Here is a 16,515-nt window from a genome sequence, read left to right on the forward strand (position 1 = left end):
CCACTACCATCAGGATCTCCGGATGGGCTCATGCGCCGGCATCCGGAAACAGAAAAGGCCGGCATTCGCCGGCCTTTTCGTTCACCACGCCACGGCGTGGATCATTCCGATTCCCACCACATCCAGAAGCTGTCCCACAGGCGCTTGAAGAAGCCGGCCTGCTCGACGGCGGCCACGGCCACCAGCGGTGCTTCAGCGATGACCTTGCCATCCAGGGTGACCTTCACGGTACCGACCTGCTGGCCGGCGGTGAACGGTGCCTCCAGGGTCTTGGGCACATCGATGCTCGGCTTCAGATCGTTGTAGCGGCCACGCGGCACGCTGACCAGCATCGGCTGGGCCACGCCCAGCTGCACCTTGTCGGTGGTGCCCTTCCAGACCTTGTGCTCGGCCACGGCCTTGCCCGGCTCGTACAGGCGGTGGGTCTCGAAGAAGCGGAAGCCCCAGTTCAGCAGGGCCAGGCTGTCGTCGGCGCGCTGCTTTTCCGACGCGCCACCCAGCACCACGGCGATCAGGCGCTGGTCACCGCGCTGGGCCGAGCTCATCAGGCAGTAACCGGCCTCGGAGGTGTGGCCGGTCTTGATGCCATCGACGCTGCCATCGCGCCACAGCAGCAGGTTGCGGTTCGGCTGCTTGATGTTGCCGACCTGGAATTCCTTGATCTTGTTGTACGCGTAGGTTTCCGGGTAGTCGCGCACCATCGCGCGGCCCAGCAGCGCCAGGTCGTAGGCGGTGCTGTGGTGGCCCTGCGCGGTCAGGCCGTGGGCGTTGACGAAGTGCGAGTCCTTCATGCCGATCTTGGCGGCGTAGCTGTTCATCAGCGATGCAAAGGCTTCTTCGCTGCCGGCCACGTGCTCGGCCAGGGCGATCGCGGCGTCGTTGCCGGACTGGATCGCCATGCCCTTTTCCATGTCTTCCAGGCGTGCGGTCTGGTTGACCGGGAAGCCGCTGTAGCTGCCATCGGTACCGGCGCCACCTTCGCGCCAGGCGCGCTCGCTCATCATCACCTGGTCATCCGCACGGACCTTGCCGTTCTTGACCTCGGCGGCGATCACGTAGGACGTCATCACCTTGGTGATGCTGGCCGGGGCCAGCTGCTCGTGGACGTTTTCGCCGGCCAGCACCTGGCCGGTGGCGTAGTCCATCAGCACCCAGGCCTTGGACACGCTCGGCGCCGGGGCCGGCGGAGTGGCGACAGTGGCCGGGGCAGCAGCGGCGGCGGCAGGCGCCGGCGTGGCCGGAGTCGGCAGCGGCGTCTGGGCGGAAGCCAGGCCCACCACCAGGGTGGCGGCCAGGGCAGTGGCGGCGGAACGGAAATTCATTGGACAGCAGGCTCCAGGGGACGGCCGGGAATGGAGGGTGGAACGTAACGGCCATTGTAAGGCCGGGGGAGCACGGGCCGGCAGCACCGGCCCGGGCGGTTCAATCCTTGACGATCTGCGGCGAACCCAGGCCCAGACCGGCGATGCGGCCGGCAAGTTCCGCGGCACTGGCATGGTCGCTGGCGGGTACGCGCAGGCGGAACAGGGTGCGACCACCGGCCGCGATGTCGCTGATGGTGGCGCCGACGATGCCTGCGGCATTGAGCTGGCCCATCGCGCGGTTGGCGTTGTCGCGGTTGGAGAAGCTGGCGACCTGCACCATCACCGCGCCGACCACCTGCTGCGACAGGCTGGGCGCCGTCGGGGCGGGACGTACCGGGGCCGGCGCAGCCGCACGCGGTGCCGCGCTGGCCACTGCAACCGGTGCCGGTGCGGTGCTGCGCACCGGCAGTGCGCTCGGCGGCAGGCTGCTGACCGCCACGTCCGGCGCGGTGCTGGCTACGCCCTGGGTGGTGGCCGGCTGGCCACGTGCAGGCATGCCGTCGGCCGGCAGACGCTGGACCAGGCGATCGATGTCGCTGTCGGCGGCGACCCGCGCGGCCGGTGCCGGTCGTGCACTGACCACGGCGGTAGCAGCAGCCGCTTCGGCGGCGCGGCGCTCGCGACGCGACGGCTTCTGCGCCAGCAGGTTGCTCTCGCCCGGCTGCAGCGCGCGCACTTCGACATTGCCGGTGCCGCGCTGGGTGATGCCCAGGCGCACGGCGGCGGCATAGCTCAGATCAACCACGCGGCCATCATGGAACGGGCCACGGTCGTTGACGCGCACGATCACCGACTCGCCGTTGTCGAGGTTGGTCACGCGGGCGAAGCTGGGCAGTGGCAGCGTCTTGTGCGCGGCGGTGAACTGGTACATGTCGTAGACCTCGCGGTTGGAGGTCAGGCGGCCATGGAACTTGGCGCCGTAGTACGACGCGGTGCCACGCTCGACGTAGTTGCGGGTGTCGTCAAGCACGTTGTACGACTTGCCCAGCACCACGTATGGCGACTTGTTGCCGATCGCCGAGCGTTCCTCGGCGGTCACTTCCGGCTCGGGAATGCAGGCCACGTTGGGAATGTAGTCCGGCGTGCTGTCGCGCACGCCCGGCTTGTACAGGCCACCGGCGGTGTAGTTGCCGCGGGTGCTCAGGTCTTCCTTGGCCGCCGCGTACGGCGAACCGTCGGGGCAATGCGCCGGGCGCGAACCGCGGCCCTGCACCAGCGTGCCGCTGGACTTGCCACCATGGCCGGCCGTGGCCGGCTTCTTCGGCGCGCTGCTGCAGGCCGCCAGCGCGAGGACGATCAAGCCTGGGGCCAACCATCTGATGTTCATGCCGGGGGCAGCTCCTGTCCGGCGATGGCCTGGGACAACTGGAACACGGCCATCGCGTACATCTTCGAGAGGTTGTAGCGGGTGATCGCGTAGTAGTTCTGGAAGCCCAGCCAGTACTGCTTGCCGGTGCTGCCTTCAAGGGTGATCGGGGTAGCGGTGGCACCGGGCTGCACCGGCGCGCTCGGCTGGTAGCCACGCTGCGCCAGGTCGGCCAGCGACCAGGTCGGCATCCACTCGGTCGGGTTGAACTCCTCGCGCCCCGGCGCCAGCGTCGCCGGCACGGCGACCTGGCCGCCACGCACCCAGCCGCCCTTCTTCACGAAGTAGTTGGCGATGGACGAGAACACGTCGTCATAGCTGTTGAACAGGTCACGGCGGCCATCGCCGTTGCCGTCCACCGCGTAATCGAGATAGCTGGACGGCATGAACTGGCCCATGCCCATCGCACCGGCGTAGCTGCCCTTGAGCGTGGTGATGTCCAGCTTCTCTTCGCGGCCCAGCTCGAACAGCTTGGCCAGTTCGTCGCGGAAGAACAGTTCGCGGCGCACTTCGCGTTCCAGCTTGGCCGGGTCGCCGCTGCGCGGGTAATAGAACGCCAGCGTGTACAGCGCATCCAGCACGCGATGGCTGCCGGCATTCTTGCCGTAACTGGTTTCCACGCCGATGATCGCCACGATCACTTCGGCCGGCACGCCGGTACGCTGCTGCACGCGATCAAGCTCGGCGCGATGCTGCGCCAGGAACGCGCGGCCACCATCGATACGCGCCTTGCTGATGAACATCGGCCGGTACTCGTTCCACGGCTTGACCCGTTCGGCCGGGCGCGACATGGCGGCGATGATCGGCTGGCGCACCTGCGCCTGGTCGAGCACGCTGCTGATCTGCTCCGGCTTCAGGCCATAGCGCTTGGCGGTATCGGCAATGAAGCGGGCCCGCGCGACCTCGAACGGCACCGGGGTGAGATCGACCGGCGGCGCGGTGGCCGCAGTGGCTTCGGGCGCGGCCTCGGCCGGGCCATGGGCCTTGCTGGCGGGCTGGCGTGGCGTACTGCTGGCCTGGGGCGAAGACGGTGGGGACTTCGGCTGGGTCGCGCAGGCGACCAGGCCGAGGGTGAGCATGCAGGCCAGAGTGCGTCGAATCATCGTCGCAGGTTAGCAGGTCATGGATGAATTAAAACCCCTAACACCATGAATCACAACGATTTGCCCGCGTTCAGCGGGAAATGTGAAGACGTCGTGATCGACCCGCCCCATTCAGATAGAGGTTGCCGGTTGCGTCCCCATCCCCGCAGACGCAACCGGCGACCGGATCCGGTCGGTACCTGCGCGGCTGCCGCTCCCCAGTGGCAGTACCCCGCGCTCCCTGTACCCGTTGGATCAGTACTGCTTCCCGCCCGACGCCCCCTCGCGCTGCAACGATTGACGGCGCGCCGTGCCGAACGGGCCGCCATTGTGCAGGCCGATTACGACAAGTCCATTGATCAGGATCAACGCAGCGTAAAAGTGTGAACCGGATTGCATTTTTTATGGACTTCGGTCAGTGGCAATGCAGCTGCGGGCTGCTGTGAGAACGCTTCCACAAGGGGCGTTGCGCAGAGTCAGGATATTTCCAGCCAACGGCGCAGCCCCTCGTGGGTGGGGTTGGTCGCTGAAAGCAAAAGCTGCGAGTGGGTCGGTCGGGTCGGGTACGCGTGGGACGCCGTGAATCCGTCCCTGGAGGCTTGGCAGCCGCATCCATGCGGCTGACACCCCCGCGCACCCAACCCGACCGTCCTCTGACAGATTTCGGTGGCCTGCACCCACGGAAAAGAAAAGAAGATCAAAAGCGGGTCGCGCGCTGCGCTTGCTCGTGAGCCGAGCACGGCTTGGCTCTACACAAGGCAATGAAGCGATCCGCCAGACCGCTTTTGCTTTTGATCTTCTTTTTTTTCGTGGGTGGACGCGCCCGCCCCAATTACATGACCTGCGTTACGCGACCACCCACGAGGGGCGGCGCCGTTGGCTGGAACCCCTATCCCCCGTGCACCGGCCGGTGCCCGCGCACCGCCATCACCAACCCGATACCGGCCAACAGCGAAACCGCCGATGTCCCGCCATAGCTGATCAACGGCATCGGAATGCCCACCACCGGCAACAGGCCGGAAATCATTCCACCGTTCACCAGGACATAGACGAAGAACGCCAGCCCCAGGCTGCCGGCCAGCAACCGTGCGTGCGTGTCGCGCGCGTGCACCGCGATCCACAGGCAGCGCCCGACCACGAACAGGTAGAGCGCGAACACCGTCGCCACACCGATCCATCCGAACTCTTCGGCCAACACTGAAAACGCGAAGTCGGTCGTGTACTCGGGCAGGAAATCCAGCGTGGCCTGCGTGCCCTGCCCCCAGCCGCGACCCTGCCAGCCACCGGAGCCAATCGCGATGCGCGACTGCAGGATGTTCCAGCCAGTGCCGAGGGGGTCCGCCGCCGGGTCGAGGAAGGTCAGCACGCGATCCTTCTGGTACTGCCGCAGCAGGCCGAACCACGCCAGCGGTGCGGCCAGCGCCAGCCCGGTCGCGCCAGTGGCGACCCAGCCCCAATGCAGGCCGGCCAGCAGCAAGGCAAACACCCCGCTGGCCGTGACCAGCGTGGCGGTGCCCAGGTTGGGCTGCATCAGGATCAGCACTGCGGGCATTCCAATCAGCACTCCCGCCGTCAGCACCGTGCGTGGCGACGGAGGCAGCGGCTGCCGGTGCAGGTACCAGGCCATCATCAGTGGCAGGCTGAGCTTGAGCAGTTCGGACGGCTGAAGGTAGAACACGCCCAGGTTGAGCCAGCGCTGCCCGTACTTGCCGGTGCCGATCACGTACACCGCCATCAGTGGCAGCATCGACAGCGCGTACAACGCCGGTGTCCACGCGCGCAGGCGCAGCAGCGAAACCCGCGACAGCAGCCACATCGCCAGCAGGCCACCGGCAAAGCGCGCGGCCTGCCCGGCCACCGGGCCGGACACGCTGTGCAGCACCGCCAGGCCGGCGCCCATCAGGATCAACAGCGCAACCAGCAACAGCAGGTCGATCGTGCGCACTGCCTCACGGCAGCCGCCAAACAGTCGTTTCCATTCCACGCGGGCACCGTAGCAATGCGTGCTTGCGTGAAGCTGTCAGGGTGCTTCTGAGTCGAGCAAGCTCGACTCTACGAAGGCGGCGGAGCCGGGCTCAGCCGTAGCCGCCGTGTACCGGGTTGTGGCTGCGCACTGCCATCACCAGCCCGAAGCCGGCCAGCAGCGATACCGCCGAGGTGCCGCCGTAGCTGATCAGTGGCATCGGCACGCCCACCACCGGCAGCAGGCCGGAGATCATCCCGCCGTTGACCAGCACGTAGACGAAGAACGCCAGGCCGGTGGCACCGGCCAGCAGCCGCGAATAGGAATCGCGCGACTGGCTGGCAATCCACAGGCAGCGCCCGATCACCACCAGGTACAGCGCCAACACGGTGGCCACGCCGATCCAGCCGAATTCCTCGCTCAGCACCGAGAACGCGAAGTCGGTGGTCTGCTCGGGAATGAAGTTCAGGTGCGACTGCGAGCCCTCGCCCCAGCCCTTGCCGTCGAAGCCGCCGGAACCGATCGCGATCTTCGACTGGATGATGTTCCAGCCCGCGCCCAGCGCATCCATCTCCGGGTCCAGGAACATCATGATGCGGTCCTTCTGGTACGGCCGCAGCAACCAGAACCAGGCCAGCGGCGCGACCGCGGCCACGCCACCCACGCCCAGGCCGACCCACCACCACGGCAGGCCCGCCAGCAGCAGCACGAACACACCACTGGCGGCGATCAGCACGCCGGTCCCGAAGTCCGGCTGCAGCATCACCAGCCCGGTCGGCACACCGATGATCACCAGCGCCACCAGCACGGTGTTGAAACGCGGCGGCAGCGGCATCCGGTGCAGGTACCAGGCCACCATCATCGGCAGGCTGACCTTCAGCAGCTCGGCCGGCTGCAGGTAGAAGAACTTCAGGTCCAGCCACTGCCGGCCGTACTTGCCGGTGCCAAGTACGAACACCGCCAGCAGCGGGATCATCGAGATCGCGTAGATGAGCGGGGTCGCCGAGCGGATGCGCAGGATCGGCACCCGCGAGATGCCCCACAGTGCGGCCATGCCCACCGCGAAACGCGCCCCCTGGGCCATCACCAGGCTGTCGCCGCCGGCGCTTTTCAAGGTGGCCAGGCCGATTACCATCAACGCGCCCAGCGCCAGGCACAACACCCAGTCCAGCGTGCTGAAGAAGCGGCGCAGCATGTCGCCGGCCCAGCGCAGGAACACTCTCATCGGGCGGGCTCCGCCGGGGTGGGGCGTGGTGTGGCCGGCAGCGCGGCGGCGGCCGGTGTACCCGGCTGCGGTACAGGAGCCGGCGCGGGTGCCGGTTCGGGCGCGGGCACGCCGACCAGCACCGGATGTTCACCCAGCTGGCCCGCGGCGAGATCACCCGCCTGGCGCGCACCGGCATCTTCGTTGTCGAACGCGGTGGCGCCGATGGCGGTGGTGCCGCGCTCGCTGTCCAGCGGCTGCATGCCTTCAGGCATCTTGCCCAGCAGATAGGCGTCGAACACCTTGCGTGCGATCGGCGCGGCCGCCGAACCACCGTAGCCGCCGCCCTCCACCGCCACCGCGATCGCGATCACCGGGTTCTCGACCGGCGCGAAGCCGACGAACAGCGCGCGGTGGCGCAGGTGCATCGGCAGGCTCTTCGGATTCACGGCGGCCGTGCCCTTGCGGCTGATGACCTGCGCGGTACCGGTCTTGCCGGCCATCACGTACGGCGCACCCACCGCCACGCGCCAACCGCTGCCGCCGGGCCGCATGGTCGCCATCATGCCCTCACGCACCGCCTGCAGGTTGCTGGGGTTGGGGCTGACCGGCTTGATCTCGCCGGGCGACGTCGCCGCCCAGTCGCTGTCGAAGCCGTCGCGCTGCTGGATCACCAGGTGCGGGGTGCGCAGCTGGCCGTCGGCCAGCGCGCTGACACCTCGCGCCAGCTGCAGCGGGGTGACCTTCCAGTCGCCCTGGCCGATGCTGATGTTGACCGTATCGCCGGGGTACCAGGCTTCCTTGCGGGTCTTCCGCTTGTAAGCCGGCGACGGCAGGATGCCGCCGATTTCGCCGGTCAGGTCGATGCCGGTCGGCTGGCCAAAGCCGTAGTACTCCATGTAGTGGTCGAAGCGCTCGATGCCCAGGTCCAGCGCCAGCTTGTAGTAGTAGGTATTGACCGACTCGGCGATGGACTTGCGCAGATCGGTCCAGCCGTGGCCGCCGCGGTGGGCGTCACCCCAGCCGCGCGAGGTGCCGGGCAGGTAGAACATGCCGGTGGACAGCACCTTGTCTTCCGGGCGGCGCACGCCCGAATCCAGGCCGGCCAGGCCGATCAGCGGCTTCAACGTGGAACCGGGGGCGACGCCACCGAGCACCAGGCGGTTGAACTGCGGCCGCGACGGGTTCTCGTTCAGCGCCTTGAAGTCGGCATGGGAGATGCCGTTGACGAACAGGTTGGGGTCGTAGGACGGCAGGCTGACCATCGCCAGCACTTCGCCGGTACGCGGGTCCATCGCCACCGCCGAGCCTTCCTGGTCACCGAAGGCGGCGACCATGGCGCGCTGCAGGTCGGCGTCGATCGACAGCCGCAGGTCGGCACCGGACTGCGCGGCGACGCGGCCGATGGTGCGGATCGCACGGCCCTGCACGTTGGTTTCGACCTGCTCGTAGCCGACCTTGCCGCGCAGCTGCTGCTCGTAATAGCGCTCCAGGCCGGACTTGCCGATGTGGGTCAGCGCCGCATTGCCTTCACCGAGGATCTCCAGATCCTTGTCATCGACGCGGCCGACGTAGCCGATGATGTGCGCGAACAGATCGCCGTAGGGGTAGCGGCGGGTCAGGTAGGGCTCCAGCTCGACGCCGGGGAAGCGCCAGCGGTCGACGGCGAAGCGCGCCATCTCCTCGTCGCTCATGCGCAGCTTCAGCGTGACCGGCAGGAACTTGCGGCGCGCCTTGCGCGACTTGTTGAACGCTTCCAGTTCTTCAGGGCTGATGCTGATGATCTTCGCCAGCCCTTCGAGGGTGGCGTCCATGTCCTTGACCTTGTCCGGGGTCACGTCCAGGCGGAAGGCCGGTACGTTCTCGGCCAGCAGGCGGCCGTTGCGGTCGTAGATCATGCCGCGCCCGGGCACCACCGGCCGCGGCTTGATGCGGTTGGCCTCCGAGCGCGTGGCGTAGACGTCGTGGTCCAGCACCTGCAGCTTGAAGTACCAGCCGCCCAGGCCCAGCAGGCAGACCAGCACGCCCAGGAAACCCAGCGCCGCGCGACGGCGGAACTGTTCGGCTTCGGCGTGCGGGTTCTTGACCTGGCGGCGCGGAATCATGGTTCAGCGCCCGCGCTTGCCGAAGCGCACCGCATCCAGCAGCACGAACACCAGCGGCCACAGGCCCATGCCCAGCAGCGGCGCCCACCAGTACGACCACGGCAGCGTCGGCTCGCCCACCAGGATGTGGACCAGCGCACTGACGATGCGGTCGTTGAACAGCAGCCCGCCGATGGCCAGCATCTGCTGCGACATCGGGAAGAAGCGGATGCGGGCACGGAAGCGCTGCAGGATGAAGGCCAGCATCACCAGCCGCAGCGCCTGTTCGCCGAGCACGCCACCGTACAGCAGGTCGGCGATCACGCCACTGGCGAAGGCGACGCCCAGGCCGACGCGTTCGGGCGCTTCGATCACCCAGTACGCCAGTACCAGCGCCAGCCAGTACGGGCGCAGCGGCTGCAGCAGCGCCGGCAGCGGCAGCAGGCCCAGCAGCAGCGCCACCACCAGGCTGGCCGGCAGCACCCACGGGTTGTCGCGCAGGCGGCTCATCGCTGCGCCTCCGGCGTGGTCGGTTGCCGGCCAGCGGCCGGCACTACCGGAGCAGCAGGATCAAGGGAGGATGCGGGGGCAGCATTCCTCGTCGCAGACGAGGATTGTTGCCGGCCAGCGGCCGGCACTACCGGAGCACTGGCCGGAGCCGGCGTCGTTGCGGCTGGCGCAGGCGTGGTGGCACCCGTGGCCGGGCCGCCCGGCGCGGTGGCTTCCAGCTGCAGGCGCAGTTCCGGCGGAATCCGGATCGCCGCGCCCGGGCGCAGCAGCAGAACGTCGCGGCCGCGGTCGAGCTGGGCCGCCGGCTTCAGTTCGCCGACCAGGAAGGCATGGGTATCGTCTGGACGCAGGCCGGTGATGGTGCCGACCGGGAAGCCGGCCGGGAAGCGGCCACCCAGACCGGAAGTCACGATCTCATCGCCCACTTCCACACCAGCGCTGAGCGGAATGTCGCGCAGTTCCAGTTTGTCGCCGCGGCCGTAGACGATCAGGCGCACGCCATTGCGGGCCACGGTGACCGGTACCGCGTGGTCGGGGTCGGTCAGCAGCAGCACGGTGGAGGTGCCGCCGGTGACGCTGATCACCTGGCCCATCAGGCCGCCGGCATCGATCACCGCCTGCCCGACATGCACGCCTTCGCGGCTGCCGGCGTCGAGCACCAGCCGCTGCTTCACCGGGTCCAGGTCGATGTCCAGCACCGGCGCCAGCTGCACGTCCAGGCCACTGCGCTCGGCCACGTTCAGCAGCTCGCGCAGCTGGGCGTTGTCCAGCGCGGCGGTCTGCAGGCGGGTCAGGCGCGCGTTGGCCAGCAGCAGCTGGTTGCGCAGTTCACGATTCTCGTTGACCAGCTGGCCATGGCTGGCCGCCGAATCCTTGACCTGGTTGCCGAGCTTGCCCGGCAGGCCCGCCAGCGCCCACACCGGCTGCACCAGGCTGTTGGCCTGCCCGCGCAGCTGCGCGAGCCAGCCGGCCTGGTCGTCAAGCACGATCAGGGTGATGGCCAGTGCGAGATAAGCCAGCAGCCGCAACGGGCTGGCGGCATCACCGGATCGGGAAGCGACGGGAGGTCCGGCGTAGGGCGGCACGGCAACGATTCAACTGGCAGAAGGCGGAAGGGAAACACGCGGGCGCCCCGCCGGTGCCGGCCCACCCTGATGGCGGGCCGCACCCCGGAGGGGCGCTGCGGGCGCAGGCAGCCGGGACGGCTTACTCCGGCGCAAAGAACTCGTTGCCGTGCATGTCGACCAGCTCCAGCGCACGGCCACCGCCGCGGGCCACGCAGGTCAGCGGGTCGTCGGCCACCTGCACGTGCAGGCCGGTTTCCTCGGAAATCAGGCGGTCCAGGTCGCGCAGCAGGGCGCCACCACCGGTCAGCACGATGCCGCGCTCGGCGACGTCGGCGCACAGTTCCGGCGGGGTCTGTTCCAGCGCCAGCTTGACCGCACTGACGATGCCCGAGAGGGGCTCGTGCAGGGCTTCAAGCACCTCGTTGGAGCTGATCTTGATCATCTTCGGCACGCCCTCGGCGAGGTTGCGGCCGGAGATTTCCATCTCGATCACTTCCGCCTGCGGGTAGGCGCAGCCCAGCTCGACCTTGATGCGCTCGGCGGTGGCTTCACCGATCAGCATGCCGTGGTTGCGGCGCACGTAGTTGGTGATGGACTCGTCGAAGCGGTCGCCGCCGATGCGGACCGACGCCGAATAGACGATGCCGTTGAGCGAGATCACCGCCACTTCGGTGGTGCCGCCGCCGATGTCGATGACCATCGAACCACGGGCTTCGGTCACCGGCATGCCGGCGCCGATCGCTGCGGCCATCGGCTCTTCGATCAGGAACACGTCGCGGGCACCGGCTTCCTCGGCCGATTCCTTGATCGCGCGGCGCTCGACCTGGGTCGAGCCGGCCGGCACGCAGACCAGCACGCGCGGGCTCGGGCGCAGCACGCGCGACTTGTGCACCTTCTTGATGAAGTGCTTGAGCATCGCCTCGGTGTAGGTGAAGTCGGCAATGACGCCATCCTTCATCGGGCGGATGGTGGTGATGTGGCCCGGGGTACGGCCCAGCATCTGCTTGGCCTCGGCGCCTACGGCTGCCACCGACCGGGTGCCGCCAATGGCACGATCCTGACGCACGGCCACGACCGACGGCTCGTTCAGCACGATCCCCTGCCCGCGCACGTAGATGAGGGTGTTGGCCGTGCCCAGGTCGATGGACAGGTCGTTGGAGAACATGCCACGGAGTTTCTTGAACATCTGAGGAAGGAGTCCTGAGGGGTGTCGTGCCCGCCGCGGGATGGCGAAAAAATGGGCAGAAATCGAGGCCGACAAGCCTAGCAACCCGCCTGCCGCCGAGCAAGGAAAAAACTAGCTGAACCCGCGTCTTCACAGGCTTTCGGCCTGATCCGGTCTCACCCGGTTCTGGCCCTGAGCGGCACCAGCGGGTAACCTTTGCGCCGTCGGGCGCCCAAGGGCGCCGTTTGCTTGCCCGCTGAACCGGGCCGGCCCATCCCAAAATTCACCGCATAGGCTTACATCGATGTCCGCTCTGATCTGTGGTTCTCTTGCCTTCGACACCATCATGGTGTTCCCGGACCAGTTCAAGAATCACATCCTGCCGGACAAGGTGCACATCCTGAACGTGTCCTTCCTGGTGCCGCGCATGCGCCGCGAGTTCGGCGGCTGCGCCGGCAACATCGCCTACAACCTGCACCTGCTGGGCGGCCAGCCGATCCCGATGGGCACCGTGGGTTCGGACTTCGGCCCGTACCGCGAATACTTCGAAGGCCTGGGCATCGACCTGTCGCGCGTGCGCGTGATCGATGAGCTGTTCACCCCGCAGGCGTTCATCACCACCGACCACGACAACAACCAGATCACCGCCTTCCATCCGGGCGCGATGATGCGTTCCTACGAGAACCACGTGCGTGGCGTGCCGGGCGTAAGCCTGGGCCTGGTCGGCCCGGACGGCCGCGAGGGCATGATCCAGAACGCGCAGGAATTCCACGAGGACGGCATCCCGTTCATCTTCGACCCGGGCCAGGCCATGCCGCTGTTCAACGGCCCGGAGCTGCGTGCCTTCATCGACCAGGCCGACTACGTGGTGGTCAACGATTACGAGTCGAACCTGCTGCAGGAACGCACCGGCTGGGACGAAAAGGAGATCGTCAGCCGGGTCAAGGCCTACATCACCACGCGCGGCCCGAAGGGCGCGGTCATCCACACCCCGGACAAGAGCTACGACATCCCGCCGGCGCACGAGCGCCGCGTGGTCGACCCGACCGGCTGTGGCGACGCCTTCCGCGCCGGCCTGATCTACGGCATCCAGAAGGGCTACGACTGGCTGACCATCGGCCGCATGGGCAACCTGATGGGCGCGCTGAAGGTCGAGCACCCGGGCACCCAGAACCAGCGCTTCACCTTCGATGAGTTCAACGAGCAGTTCAAGCAGCAATTTGGCTACGCGCTCAGCGCGTAACCAAATTGCCCGCGCATTCCACCTTATCCCCGCGCCTTCGGCGCGCCCCCTTGAACAACAAGGGGGCTTTCCACCCGATGCGCTACCGGGAATGCTGTTGGTAGGTGTCGACCCGGGTCGACACTGCCGGCCAGCGGCCGGCTCTACCCCGTCTGCTGCCAGGCGGCCAGCAGGTCGCGGCAATCGGCGAAATGCCAGTCGGTGCAGTCCGGCCATGGGTTCTCCGGCAGGTTGACCAGCACGGTGTGGGTGCCCGCAGCGCGGCCGCACTCCAGATCGTAAGCGTGGTCCCCGACCATCACCGCCTGCCCGGCGGAAACGCCCCAGCGCCGCAGGTGCTGCTGCAGGCCATCCGGCGAAGGCTTGGGCACGGCTTCATCGCGGCCGATGATGTCGGCATCGTCGAACAGTTCCCCGACCCCGATCGCCTCCAGCGTCAGCTTCGCCAGCGCGTGGTCGTTGCGGGTCAGGATGCCCAGCCGGCAACCGCCGGCCGCCAGCGCGCGCAGCAGCTTCACCGCACCCGGTGCCGGCAGCGCGTCCTCGGCCAGCGCGCGTTCGTGATCCAGCAGCCACTCGCGCTTGGCCCGTGCCGGTGCGTCCGGTAGCGCGGCGATATGGTCGAGGATGTCTTCCTCGGCCGCGATCTGCAGCGCGCTGCGGATCGCGGCGAAATCATGCACGGCCACCGTCAGCGTGCCGTCCATGTCGAACACCCAGTGCCGGATCGCGGACAACGCGTGCACTGCGCTGCCCGTCGCGATCATCACTGCCACCACTGCGGCATGCGGCTGGCGTCGACACCGCCGGTCTCGAACACTGCGGTACGGGTACCACCGGCCTTGACCGGGAACTCGATGCTGATCGACTTGCCCTTGCGCGCCAGCTTCCACAGCGCCTTCTGGTCGGTGATGAACATCGCAATGGCTTCATCGGTCTTTGGCCGCCAGGCGGCCATCGACACCGGCTTCCCGTCGTCCACGGTCACCTTCACCGTGCACTGCGGGCAGCGGAAATCGCCGGCCTGCAGCACCAGGTAGGCATGCCGCTTCCACTCCGGATGATCGCGGAACACCAGCTGCACCGGCTTGGCGCCGCTGCCATCCACGTCCACGCGTTCCTTGCTGTAGATCTGCGCCGAGACCTGGTTGCCCTTGTTGCCCACCGGAATCTGGTTGTACTGCCACAGTGCCTGCATACGGCGCAGGTCGCGCGCGGCATCGCCCTTGGCCTTGACCTCATCGAAGCCGGCGGCGATCCGCTCGGCGGCGGCGGTGTCCTTGTACTGGTCCAGCAGCGAGGCGCCATGCAGGCGCGCGCGTTCCCAGTCCTGCGCGGCCACGGCCATGTCGTACTGCTTGGCGACGTCCTCGGCCTTGGCTTCCTTCTGCGCCTGCACGGCGGCCGCGGCGGCTTCCTGCGCCTTGCGTTCTTCCTCGGGGTTGCTGCAGGCAGCCAAGGCCAGGGTGCAGGCGGTGAGCAGGATCAGTCGTTTCATGCGGAGGTCCTATGCGAGTGCATCCCGATTCTATCGGCAGCGAAAAGCGGATACACCAACGGCGGGTTTCCCCGCCGTTGGTGGTGAAGCAGTGACCGGTTGCCGGCCAGCGGCCGGCACTACCGCTTACTTGGCTTCGGCCTTGGCCAGCAGATCCTGCACCGAGGCGGTGGTGATCGGGTGGTAGCCCGGCTTGGCCTTTTCGAAGGCCTGCTTGGCCAGCTCCAGCCCCTTCGGGGTCTTCACCAGTTCAGCGTAGATCGGCATGATCAGCTTGCGACGGCCGACGCGCTCGATGAACGCAGCGGCCCCTTCGTTGGCCTGCTCGTAACCGCTGCGGATCGCCAGCGGGTACCAGCGCATGGCGATCTCGCCATTCGGGGTGCCGGTGAAGTGGAACGCCTTGTCCAGCGTGGCCAGCTTGTCCAGCGGCTGGGTCGCACCCAGGCCGTCGATGAAGCGCACCCATTCCTGCGTGCTCCAGTCGGCGATGACCTGGCTGCTCGGCACGGTGCCGGCGCTGGCGAAGGCGATGCGCGCGGTATCGACGCTGCTGAAGTTGCGCGACTGCGCCTTGGCCGCGAACGCCGGGATGCCCGGCTCGTCCAGCCAGGCCTTCAGTTCAGCCTCGGTCACTGCCGACGGATTCTTCGGCAGCAGGTTCTTCTTCAGGTACTCGACGAACTGGTCGGTGTTCGCGCTCTGGAAGGCGTGGTCATCGAACCAGCCACGCAGGAACGGATCAAAGGTCTCGCGGCCGAAGCGCTGTTCCAGGAACTCCAGGAACCACGAACCCTTGACGTAGGCGACCTGGCTGAGGGCTTCGTCGGGGTCGCGCTCGTTCAGCGGCGGCAACGCCAGCGCCTGGTCGGCCGGGCTCATGTCCTTCACTTCGGCCAGCAGGTCGGTCTGGTCGATCTGCTTCTCCATCTCGGCCATCTCCTTGCCATACAGGGCTTCGGTGATGCGGCCCTGGACGTAGGTGGTGAAGCCTTCATTGAGCCAGATGTCCTTCCAGCTGGCGTTGGTCACCAGGTTGCCCGACCAGCTGTGCGCCAGCTCGTGGGCGACCAGCGACACCAGCGACTTGTCGCCGACGATCACGGTCGGGGTGGCGAAGGTCAGGCGCGGGTTTTCCATGCCACCGAACGGGAACGACGGCGGCAGCACCAGCATGTCGTAGCGGCCCCAGCGGTATTCGCCGTACAGCTTCTCGGCGGCACCGATCATCTTTTCGGTGTCTTCGAATTCCTTGGCGGCCTTGTTGACCATGGTCGGCTCGGCCCAGACGCCGGAGCGGCCGGAGATCGGCTCGAACACCAGGTCGCCGGCGGCGATGGCCAGCAGGTACGACGGAATCGGCTGCGGCATCTTGAAGGTGTAGTCACCGTCACGCGCGGCCTTCGGATCGTTGTCGGCGCTCATCAGCACCATCACGTCCGGGCGCGAGACCACGTGCGCGCTGTAGGTGAAGCGCACGCTCGGGGTGTCCTGCAGCGGCACCCAGGAACGGGCGTGGATGGCCTGCGACTGGCTGAACATGAAGGGCAGCTTCTTGCCTTCGGTCATCGACGGCGCCAGCCACTGCAGGCCCGAGGCGGTCGGTGCGGTGTGGTAGGTCACTTCCACCTTGGCCGGCTGCTCCGGCGTTTCGATGGTCAGCTTGCTGCCGAACACCTTGTCAGCGGCGGCCAGCTCGAACTTCAGCGGGCTGCGCGCGCCATCGGCGGCGACCGCCTCGACCTTGGACACGGTCAGCTCGCGGGTGTCGAGCACCAGCTGCCTGGCGTCCTTCTGCTTCCATTCCAGGGTGTAGGTGGCGGTGCCACCGATCTGCTTCTGGTCGAAGTCCAGCTTCAGATCCAGCGCGATGTCCTTGATGACGACCTTGTCCGGCTCGGCGTACGAGCTTTCGTCGTGGCTGCGGTTCTCGGCGTTCACGGGGGCGGCGGGGGCCTTTGCGGCAGTC

General features: G+C 67.6%; 13 protein-coding genes. 1 reads left to right on the forward strand and 12 read right to left on the reverse strand.

Going from position 1 to position 16,515, the window contains the following annotated elements; translation table 11 throughout:
* Positions 1-101 precede the first annotated feature (101 nt).
* The 9 genes from O0J73_RS16045 to O0J73_RS16085 all read right to left on the reverse strand — a co-directional run bounded on the left by O0J73_RS16045 (position 102) and on the right by O0J73_RS16085 (position 11,826).
* Complete coding sequence (locus O0J73_RS16045; RefSeq protein WP_008264856.1) at positions 102-1,322, reverse strand: D-alanyl-D-alanine carboxypeptidase family protein; 1,221 nt, start codon at positions 1,320-1,322, stop codon at positions 102-104.
* Positions 1,323-1,422: 100 nt separating this feature from the next.
* Positions 1,423-2,691, reverse strand: coding sequence for a septal ring lytic transglycosylase RlpA family protein (locus O0J73_RS16050; protein WP_197563696.1), 1,269 nt, complete (start codon positions 2,689-2,691; stop codon positions 1,423-1,425).
* A complete protein-coding gene (gene mltB / locus O0J73_RS16055; RefSeq protein WP_006470749.1) occupies positions 2,688-3,833 on the reverse strand; it encodes a lytic murein transglycosylase B in 1,146 nt (381 codons plus the stop codon). Before mltB ends, O0J73_RS16050 begins: the two co-directional genes overlap by 4 nt.
* A gap of 868 nt (positions 3,834-4,701) precedes the next feature.
* Positions 4,702-5,796 (reverse strand): rod shape-determining protein RodA, encoded by a 1,095-nt coding sequence (gene rodA, locus O0J73_RS16060; RefSeq protein WP_308309136.1) that lies wholly within the window; start codon positions 5,794-5,796, stop codon positions 4,702-4,704.
* 91 nt (positions 5,797-5,887) lie between these two features.
* On the reverse strand, positions 5,888-7,000 hold the full coding sequence (gene rodA / locus O0J73_RS16065) for a rod shape-determining protein RodA (protein ID WP_006470854.1): 1,113 nt from the start codon (positions 6,998-7,000) through the stop codon (positions 5,888-5,890).
* The gene (gene mrdA / locus O0J73_RS16070; protein ID WP_049456728.1) at positions 6,997-9,084 is read right to left on the reverse strand and encodes a penicillin-binding protein 2; all 2,088 of its coding nucleotides are present in this window, start codon (positions 9,082-9,084) and stop codon (positions 6,997-6,999) included. Before mrdA ends, rodA (O0J73_RS16065) begins: the two co-directional genes overlap by 4 nt.
* Positions 9,085-9,087: 3 nt before the next feature.
* The gene (mreD, locus tag O0J73_RS16075; RefSeq protein WP_008265483.1) at positions 9,088-9,573 is read right to left on the reverse strand and encodes a rod shape-determining protein MreD; all 486 of its coding nucleotides are present in this window, start codon (positions 9,571-9,573) and stop codon (positions 9,088-9,090) included.
* Entirely contained in the window at positions 9,570-10,658 is a 1,089-nt protein-coding gene (gene mreC / locus O0J73_RS16080) for a rod shape-determining protein MreC (protein WP_197563695.1), read from the reverse strand. Before mreC ends, mreD begins: the two co-directional genes overlap by 4 nt.
* Before the next feature lie 121 nt (positions 10,659-10,779).
* Positions 10,780-11,826: a rod shape-determining protein gene (locus tag O0J73_RS16085; RefSeq protein WP_005419402.1), complete on the reverse strand. Its 1,047-nt coding sequence runs from the start codon at positions 11,824-11,826 to the stop codon at positions 10,780-10,782.
* A 283-nt stretch (positions 11,827-12,109) separates the two neighbouring features.
* Between O0J73_RS16085 and O0J73_RS16090 the strand changes: the two genes are divergently transcribed.
* Positions 12,110-13,048 (forward strand): carbohydrate kinase family protein, encoded by a 939-nt coding sequence (locus O0J73_RS16090; protein WP_006470968.1) that lies wholly within the window; start codon positions 12,110-12,112, stop codon positions 13,046-13,048.
* Between the two features lie 143 nt (positions 13,049-13,191).
* On the opposite strand, the gene O0J73_RS16095 is transcribed toward O0J73_RS16090, so the two are convergent.
* From O0J73_RS16095 to O0J73_RS16105, 3 genes are all read right to left on the reverse strand, one after another.
* The gene (locus O0J73_RS16095; RefSeq protein WP_006470969.1) at positions 13,192-13,815 is read right to left on the reverse strand and encodes an HAD family hydrolase; all 624 of its coding nucleotides are present in this window, start codon (positions 13,813-13,815) and stop codon (positions 13,192-13,194) included.
* Positions 13,815-14,546: a hypothetical protein gene (locus tag O0J73_RS16100; RefSeq protein ID WP_053450830.1), complete on the reverse strand. Its 732-nt coding sequence runs from the start codon at positions 14,544-14,546 to the stop codon at positions 13,815-13,817. The genes O0J73_RS16095 and O0J73_RS16100 overlap by 1 nt, the downstream gene beginning before the upstream one ends.
* A 126-nt stretch (positions 14,547-14,672) precedes the next feature.
* Positions 14,673-16,515: M1 family metallopeptidase (locus O0J73_RS16105; RefSeq protein WP_308309137.1), on the reverse strand; the 1,843-nt coding region annotated here is incomplete at its 5' end.

The organism is Stenotrophomonas sp. Sm6012, assembly GCF_030985895.1.
GTDB classification, from domain to species: Bacteria; Pseudomonadota; Gammaproteobacteria; order Xanthomonadales; family Xanthomonadaceae; genus Stenotrophomonas; species Stenotrophomonas forensis.